Raw genomic sequence first — 7,143 nt, 5'->3', positions numbered from 1 at the left:
GGCCCCGGCACCCCCTCCGGCCGGGGCCTCGCCCTCGTCAACAGCTGTGCCGACAACTGGGGATGGCACCGCCTCACCTATACCGGCAAGCACGTCTGGTGCGATCTCGGCTGCGCTGCGTGAGCCCTTAGGGTCTACCCCTGTGACTCCCTCGCCCTCCGCCCCCTCTGCCCACTCCTCCCGGACGGCCGCCGCCTACGACGCCGTCGCCGTCCGCTACGCCGAGCTCGCCCGCGACGCGCTGGACGCCCTCCCGCTGGACCGCGCGATCCTCGCCGCGTTCGCCGAGCACACCGGCTCGGCGGGGCCCGTGGCCGAGCTGGGCTGCGGCCCCGGCCACATGACCGCCCACCTGCGGGACCTGGGCCTGGACGCCTTCGGCGTCGACCTGTCCCCCGCGATGATCCGGATCGCCCGCGAGAGCTACCCCGACCTGCGGTTCGAGGTCGGCTCCATCGAGGCGCTGGACCTGCCCGACGGCACCCTCGACGGCGGCGTGTCCTGGTACTCGGCCATCCACGCCGCACCCGGCGAGGTGCCCGCCTACCTCGCCGAGTTCCGCCGCGTCCTCGCCCCCGGCGCCCCGCTCCTGCTCGCCTTCTTCGAGTCGGAGGGCGGCCCGGTCGCGGAGTTCGACCACAAGGCGGCCCCGGCCTACCGCTGGCCGATCGACACCCTGGCGGCCCTGGCCGCCGACGCCGGCTTCACCGAGACCGGCCGCATGCTCCGCGAACCCCTCGCGGACGAGCGGTTCCGCCGGGGCCACCTGCTGCTGCGCGCGGCGCTCCCGTAGCGCCCCCCTAGGACAGGGCCCGGCCGAGGAAGGCGCGCATCTCGTCGGCGACCGTGTCGAGGTGGCTTTCGAGGAGGAAGTGCCCGCCGCCCGGCACCAGCCGGATCTCGGCGTCCTTGAGGTCCTTGGCGAAGGCGCGGGCCCCGTCGGGCCCGAAGATCTCGTCCTCCGCGCCCCAGACGGCCAGCAGCGGCACCTGCGTGGCGCGGAAGTACTCGTGGAGCCGGGGGTAGAGGGGCGGGTTGCTGGCGTAGTCGCGGAAGAGGGCGAGGTGGACCAGGTCGAGGCCGGCGCGGGAGACCTCCCGGTGGTCGGCGGCCCAGGTGTCCGGGTCGACCAGTTCCGGCTCCGCGACGCCGTGCAGATACTGCCACCGGATGGCGTCCTCGCTCAGCGCCTCGCGCACGGCACCCTCCGTGGACGGGCCCGGCGACTGCGCGTACGCCCAGACAGGCGCCCAGAATTCGGGGACGAACCCCTCGTCGTAGCCGTTGCCGTTCTGGGTGACGACCGCGGTGACGGCCTCCGGGTTCCGTATCGCGAGCCGCCACCCGATGGGCGCGCCGTAGTCCTGCACGTACAGCGCGTACCGCTCCAGCCCGAGCTGCGCGAGCAGCGCCTCGGTGACGTCCGTGAGGGCGTCGAAGGAGTACGCGAACTCCTCGGCAGGCGGCGCGGCGGACTGCCCGAACCCGAGGTGGTCGGGGGCGACGACGCGGAACCGGTCCGCCAGCGCGGGGATCAGGTGCCGGAACATGCGCGAGCTCGTCGGATACCCGTGCAGCAGCACGAGGGCGGGCGCATCCGCGGGACCGGCTTCCCGGTAGAACACCCGGTGTCCGAGCACGGTGGCGTAGCGGTGTCGCACCTCGACCATGGCTAACCCCTTTAGCAGTTGAATGCGGTTAGGTCCGTCCGTCGCAGACTGACGGACGGATCTGTAACCTGTCAAGCGCGCTGAGGTGGTTAGCCGCTGACCTTGATGTGCGCCAGCAGCCGGGCGAGGGTGTGCGGTGTGGGTGCGAGGGTGACGTCCGGCTCGTCGCCCTCGCGGAGAAGGAGCCCGGTTCCGGTCGCGGCGACCTCCACGCAGTTGTTGCCGTCACCGCCTCCGGAGAAGGACGACTTCTGCCAGGTCACTGTCCGCTTCGCTTGAGGTGAGCGAGCAGGTCGGCTACTGCCCGCGCCTGAGGTGTCAGCACGACGTCGGGATCGTCGCTCTCGCGGAGGAGCAAGGACGCCGGGATCGCGGCGACCTCCACACAGTCGTTGCCGTCGTCCCCGCCCGAGGAGGACGACTTCTGCCAGCGGATGGGGGTGTGCACGAGTGCGCCTCACAGTTCCTTGGCGATCTGATGAATGAAGTCGCGCGACTGAGTCAGGGTAAGCGACTCCCCTTCCATCCTATGGAACAGGACGCGAGAGCGCTGAAGTTGGGATTCCGCATCCAGGAAGTGCGTGCCGTAGGGAGTGTCCCGAGTCACCGTGTCCAGTTGGGGAACCGGGGTCCCCATGTACCCCATGGCCCACCCGGCTCCGCCGAAATCGTCCCTGTCGAAGGGGATGACCCGCAGGGACACCTGGTCTTCCGCAGAAAGTTCGAGGAGTTGGATGAGCTGCCTCCGGGCGGCAGCTCGGTCCCCAACCCGGATACGGAGGGCCGACTCATGGGTCACTGCCGCATACTTGCGAGACGACGCCTCCTCGATAAACGTCTTACGCCGCATCCTGTGCGCGACGCGCGGCTCAAGCTCGCTCTCCGGCAGAGGCGGGTGCCTGTAGGAGAAGACGGCACGCGCGTACTCTTCAGTCTGCAACAGCCCCGGTACATGGATCAGAGCCACGTCCCTCCGGTACGTGGCGTGGTGCTCCATCTCCGACAGGTCCAGGAACCCGGACGGCAGCACACCCCGGTACTCCTCCCACCACCCCTTCGTGCGGTCTGTCGCCATCGCGACCAGCGCGTCGATGTAGTCGGCGTCGTCGCAGGCGTAGTGCGCCGCCATCCGGCGGACACGGTCCTCGCTCACGCCCGCGCGCCCGGCCTCCATCTGGCTCACCTGGATGTTGTTCGTGCCCAGCAGGCCGGCCGCGTCGCGGCCCGTGATGCCTGCCGCCTCGCGCATCTTGCGCAGCTCGGCACCCAGGCGCTCCTGGCGGGCAGTCGGCTGCCTCCTTGGCGGCATCGCGCACTCCTCGATGTCAACGGCTCCGGTGCAAACGGAAGTTGCACACAGAGATTACGGCATCAGGTTGCGCCGTCGCAAAGCTATGCCCTACCTTGAGTGACGCGTCGCACACGCAGCGAGACCGGGGTACCCGGAAGCGCACCGTGCCGTCATGCCATGACGCGCCCGGCACTGCCACCGCCCGGGGAACGCCGCGCAACTCCCCCGCACACACCACCCCTCGGAGTGGCCGTATGTCCGAAAACTGCGCACGCGAGCCCTGGGAGTACACCCTCCACATCCCCAACGACGCCCGTGCCGTCGCCGTCGCGCGGCACACCCTGCGCCTCGTCCTCGTCGCGCACGGACTCCATCGGCTCGTCCCCGTCGCCGAACTGCTCGGCACCGAGCTGGTCACCAACGCCGTCACCCACACCAAGGGGCCCGCCGCGCTCCGGCTGTGCTGGGACGGGCGCACCCTGCGGATCGGGGTGTGGGACACCGATCCGACGCCGCCCTCGCCCTCGCCGTCCGAGGCGTACACGGAGGCCGGGCGCGGGCTCGCGCTCGTTCGCGCCTGCTCCGACGGCTGGGGCTGGCACCGGCTCGCCTACAACGGCAAGCACGTGTGGTGCGATCTCGCTGCCGCCGCATAGGTGTTCGAGGTGTTCGAGGGCGTACGTTGATCATATGGCCCTAGTTCTGAAGTACGGATCCCTGCGGCTGCGCCCCTGGCGGCAGGAGGACGCCGGAGCGCTCGTCGCCGCCCACCGCGACCCGGACCTGCGGAAGTGGCTGAACGGGATCGTCGACAGCCACGACGAGGCACTGCGGTGGATCGAGGAGGGGGAAGAGGGATGGGCGGACGGGAGCTTCTTCCGGTTCGCCGTCCTGGACGGCGAACCGGGGCGCGACGGCGCGCTGCTGGGGCATGCCGTGCTGAAGTGCGAGGGGGACGATCCCGGCACCGGTGAGGTCGGGTACTGGACGGCCCCCGCCGCGCGGGGGCGCGGGGTCGCCTCGGGCGCCGTCGACGCCGTCACCGAGTGGGCGTTCGCCGCCCTGGACGTCGAACGGCTGGAGCTGCTGCACGCCGCGCCCAACAGCGCGTCCTGCCGCGTCGCGGAGAAGTCCGGGTTCGCGCTGCACAGCGAACTGCCGCCGCTGCCGCCCGCGTACCCGCACCCCGGCCACCTCCATCTGCGGCTCGCCCCGTGAGCGGCGGCTCGCGGGTGGTGGGTCAGTCCGCCGTACGGCGCCACTCCTGCGGGGAGCGGCGGCCCAGCTCCTCGTCGTCCTGGGCGAGGTCGGCGAGGTCGGTTCTGGCGGTGTTGTGGAAGGCCAGGATCCGGCCGTCCTGGAAGATCTTCGTCTGAACTGCGTGCCACTCGCCCTCGCGCGGCCCGCCGGGCACCTGGAGTGTGGACTCCGTGTGGACGAGCAGCGTGCCGCCGGGCAGGTCGCGGCTGCCGATCCGGCGGATGGTGAGCGTGCTGCCCCGGTAGATGGTGTCGAACAGCTTCTGGTGCTCGTCCGCGATGACCCGGCGGCCGCGCTGGATGCGGCCCACCGCGTCGACGAAGTCCGCGTCCTCCGCGAAGTCCGCCGCCCATCCGGCGCCGTCCCCCGCCGTCCACGCGCGGGCCATCCTGGCGATGACGCCGTCGGCCTTTTCGACCTCGGACACGACTGTCCCTCCCGCCGAGCTAGACCAGAACATTGATCCAGACAGTAGAACATCGTTCCAGTGGGAGCATACATGCCAGCCGCCGATCTGCCCGGCGTCGTCCGGCTGCGGGACCAGCGGGAAGCGCTCACCCGGCGCGCGATCCTCACCGCGGCCCGCCGCCTGTTCGCCGAACTCGGCTACGCGCGCACCCCGATCCGCCGTATCGCGCACGACGCCGGAGTCGCCCCGCAGACCATCTACGCGCACTACGGGTCGAAGGCGGGCGTGCTCACCGGGCTCGTCGACCTGCTGGACGAGGAGGCCGGGCTGGAGGACGTGGTCGCCCAGGCGCACGGAACGTCCGACCCCGACGCGCTGGTCGGCCTGCTGGCCCGAGCCGGCAGGCAGGCGCGGGAGCGGTGCGGCGACATCCTCGCCCTGCTCGGCTCGGGCGCCGCCGTCGGTCCCGACGTCGAGGCCGCCCGCGCCGAGGGCGCCCGGCGCAACCGGCTCGGGGTCGAGCTGATCGTCCAGCGGCTGCCCGGGGACCGGGCCCGGCCGCGTGCCGCGGACATCGCGGTGGCGCTGCTGAGCGCCGAGGTCTACGACAGCCTGGTGCGGGACGCCGGCTGGTCCCCGGACGCGTACGAGGCGTGGCTGGCGGACACCCTCACCGCCGCGCTGCTCGGCTGAGGGGCAGCGGCCCGGAACCCCTCGCTCCCGTCACGGCGTCCGCTCGTCCAGGAGGCCCGCGTCGCGCAGGTCGGACCACAGGGCCTCGGGGATCTCCGTCTCGTAGGACGCGACGTTCGCCCGCACCTCGTCCGCCGAGCGCATGCCGACCACGATCCCGGCCACCACCGGGTGGCGGAGCGGGAAGGCCAGCGCGGCGGCCGGGAGTTCCACGCCGTGCGCGGCGCACACCCCGGCGATACGGCGTGCGCGGTCCACCAGTCCGGGCGGCGCGGGCGCGTAGTCGTACATCCCGGCGGCGCCCGGTTCGGCGGTCGCCAGCAGGCCGGAGTTGAAGACGGAGGCCGCCAGGACGGACACACCGCGCTCCGCGCACGCGGGGAACAGGGTGTCCAGCGCGGTGTGGTTGAGCAGGGTGTAGCGGCCGGAGAGCATGACGACGTCCACGTCCGTCTCGCGCACCAGCCGGGTCAGCTTGTCCGGGTCGTACATCCCGGCGCCGATCGCGCCGACCACGCCCTCCGCGCGCAGCTCGTCCAGCGCCGGATAGCCCTCGCGGAGGGCGTCCTCGAAGTGCTCCTCGGCGTCGTGCAGATAGAGCGCGTCGACGCGGTCCAGGCCGGTGCGGGCCAGGGAGTCCTCCAGGCTGCGGCGGACGCCGTCCCGGGTGAAGTCCCACACCCGGCGGTGCGTGGCCGGTACCTGGAAACCCTGCGGGTCCTGTCGGCCCTGCGCGTCCTGCTCGACCAGCAGCCTGCCGACCTTGGTGGAGACGGTGAAGCCGTCCCGACCGGCGTCCCGGCCGGCGTCCCGGGCGCGGGCGCGGAGCGCCGCGCCGGTGCGGCGCTCCGAGGTGCCGATGCCGTAGTGCGGCGAGGTGTCGTAGTAGCGGACCCCGGCGTCCCAGGCCGCCGCGAGGGCGCCCGCCGCCGTGGCGTCGTCCAGTGGCTCGAAGAGGCCGCCCAGCGGGCCGCCGCCGAAGCCGAGCTCGGTGACTTCCGTTGTGCTCCGTCCCAGTCTCTGCCGCCTCATACCTTCGATCCTGCCCGTTCAGGCGCACGCATCCAACTGGAATAACGCCGCCGGGCCGGGGCTGCCCCCTGCTGCGCGCCGTCCCTCCGGGGCGACCGCCTACACCGCCGCGTCCTCCAGCAGCTTCAGGGCCAGCGCCTTCAGGTCCGCGTCCGCCTTCTCCGGGGAGCCGGTGTCGTACGGCGGGTCCGGGTCGTACTCGACGGCGAGCTGCATCGCCCGTGCCGTCCGCTCGTCCGCCAGCCGGCACGCCAGATGCAGGCCCATGTCGAGGCCCGCCGACACCCCGGCCGCCGTAATGATCTTCCCGGTCTCGACGAACCGGCCCTCGGTGTACGTCGCGCCCAGCTCGCTCAGATACGGCCGCGAGGCCCAGTAGGTGGTGGCGGGCAGCCCGCGCAGCAGCCCGGCGGCGCCGAGGACCAGCGAGCCGGTGCACACCGATGTGGTCCAGGCGGTGTGCCGGTGCAGCCGCCGGATCCACGCGTGGACCCGCCCGTCCTCCATCATCGCCACCGTGCCCCGGTTCCCGCCGCCCGGCACCAGCAGCACATCCGCGCGCCGCACCTCGTGCAGCGCGCGTTCGGCGGTCAGCGACAGCTCGCCGGTGTCCGTCCGTACGGGGCCGCGCTCGTGGGCCACCGTCGTCACCCGCACGTCCGGCACCCGGCACAGCACCTCGTACGGGCCGACCGCGTCCAGCGCGGTGAAGCCGTCGTAGAGGAGGACGGCCACCGTCCGGGCGCCCCCGCCGGAGCCGGGGCCGGGGCCGGAGCGGGGGCCTGGGC

Annotated in this window: 11 protein-coding genes; 4 read left to right on the top strand and 7 right to left on the bottom strand. The window is 72.5% G+C overall.

Annotated elements, in window-relative coordinates; translation table 11 throughout:
- The first annotated feature begins 142 nt into the window (after positions 1-142).
- On the top strand, positions 143-793 hold the full coding sequence (locus G5C65_RS27545; protein WP_338146696.1) for a class I SAM-dependent methyltransferase: 651 nt from the start codon (positions 143-145) through the stop codon (positions 791-793).
- A 7-nt stretch (positions 794-800) separates the two neighbouring features.
- Here the strand turns inward: G5C65_RS27545 and G5C65_RS27540 are convergent, their stop codons facing one another.
- The 4 genes from G5C65_RS27540 to G5C65_RS27525 all read right to left on the bottom strand — a co-directional run bounded on the left by G5C65_RS27540 (position 801) and on the right by G5C65_RS27525 (position 2,979).
- Positions 801-1,670 carry an alpha/beta fold hydrolase gene (locus G5C65_RS27540; RefSeq protein WP_165301723.1) on the bottom strand — a complete coding sequence of 290 codons (870 nt, stop codon included), beginning with the start codon at positions 1,668-1,670 and terminating at the stop codon, positions 801-803.
- A gap of 89 nt (positions 1,671-1,759) precedes the next feature.
- Entirely contained in the window at positions 1,760-1,933 is a 174-nt protein-coding gene (locus G5C65_RS39605; protein ID WP_165301721.1) for a DUF397 domain-containing protein, read from the bottom strand.
- Entirely contained in the window at positions 1,930-2,118 is a 189-nt protein-coding gene (locus G5C65_RS27530; RefSeq protein WP_165301719.1) for a DUF397 domain-containing protein, read from the bottom strand. The genes G5C65_RS39605 and G5C65_RS27530 overlap by 4 nt, the downstream gene beginning before the upstream one ends.
- A 9-nt stretch (positions 2,119-2,127) precedes the next feature.
- Positions 2,128-2,979: a helix-turn-helix domain-containing protein gene (locus G5C65_RS27525; protein WP_165301717.1), complete on the bottom strand. Its 852-nt coding sequence runs from the start codon at positions 2,977-2,979 to the stop codon at positions 2,128-2,130.
- 236 nt (positions 2,980-3,215) lie between these two features.
- Here G5C65_RS27525 and G5C65_RS27520 point away from each other — a divergent pair, with 236 nt between their 5' ends.
- Both G5C65_RS27520 and G5C65_RS27515 read left to right on the top strand, forming a co-directional pair.
- Complete coding sequence (locus G5C65_RS27520; protein ID WP_165301715.1) at positions 3,216-3,617, top strand: ATP-binding protein; 402 nt, start codon at positions 3,216-3,218, stop codon at positions 3,615-3,617.
- A gap of 34 nt (positions 3,618-3,651) precedes the next feature.
- Positions 3,652-4,179 (top strand): GNAT family N-acetyltransferase, encoded by a 528-nt coding sequence (locus G5C65_RS27515; protein WP_165301713.1) that lies wholly within the window; start codon positions 3,652-3,654, stop codon positions 4,177-4,179.
- Between the two features lie 22 nt (positions 4,180-4,201).
- On the opposite strand, the gene G5C65_RS27510 is transcribed toward G5C65_RS27515, so the two are convergent.
- On the bottom strand, positions 4,202-4,648 hold the full coding sequence (locus G5C65_RS27510; RefSeq protein ID WP_206442344.1) for an SgcJ/EcaC family oxidoreductase: 447 nt from the start codon (positions 4,646-4,648) through the stop codon (positions 4,202-4,204).
- A gap of 72 nt (positions 4,649-4,720) precedes the next feature.
- Between G5C65_RS27510 and G5C65_RS27505 the strand changes: the two genes are divergently transcribed.
- On the top strand, positions 4,721-5,323 hold the full coding sequence (locus G5C65_RS27505) for a TetR/AcrR family transcriptional regulator (RefSeq protein ID WP_165301709.1): 603 nt from the start codon (positions 4,721-4,723) through the stop codon (positions 5,321-5,323).
- A 30-nt stretch (positions 5,324-5,353) separates the two neighbouring features.
- Here the strand turns inward: G5C65_RS27505 and G5C65_RS27500 are convergent, their stop codons facing one another.
- Both G5C65_RS27500 and G5C65_RS27495 read right to left on the bottom strand, forming a co-directional pair.
- The gene (locus tag G5C65_RS27500; RefSeq protein ID WP_165301707.1) at positions 5,354-6,355 is read right to left on the bottom strand and encodes an aldo/keto reductase; all 1,002 of its coding nucleotides are present in this window, start codon (positions 6,353-6,355) and stop codon (positions 5,354-5,356) included.
- 99 nt (positions 6,356-6,454) lie between these two features.
- Positions 6,455-7,090 carry a DJ-1/PfpI family protein gene (locus G5C65_RS27495; RefSeq protein WP_338146697.1) on the bottom strand — a complete coding sequence of 212 codons (636 nt, stop codon included), beginning with the start codon at positions 7,088-7,090 and terminating at the stop codon, positions 6,455-6,457.
- Positions 7,091-7,143 lie beyond the last annotated feature (53 nt).

It is taken from the genome of Streptomyces boncukensis, assembly GCF_011045075.1.
In the GTDB taxonomy this organism is placed as follows: domain Bacteria; phylum Actinomycetota; class Actinomycetes; order Streptomycetales; family Streptomycetaceae; genus Streptomyces; species Streptomyces boncukensis.
The sequence above is the reverse complement of the archived record's forward strand: the minus strand, read 5'-3'. Positions and strand labels throughout refer to the sequence as shown.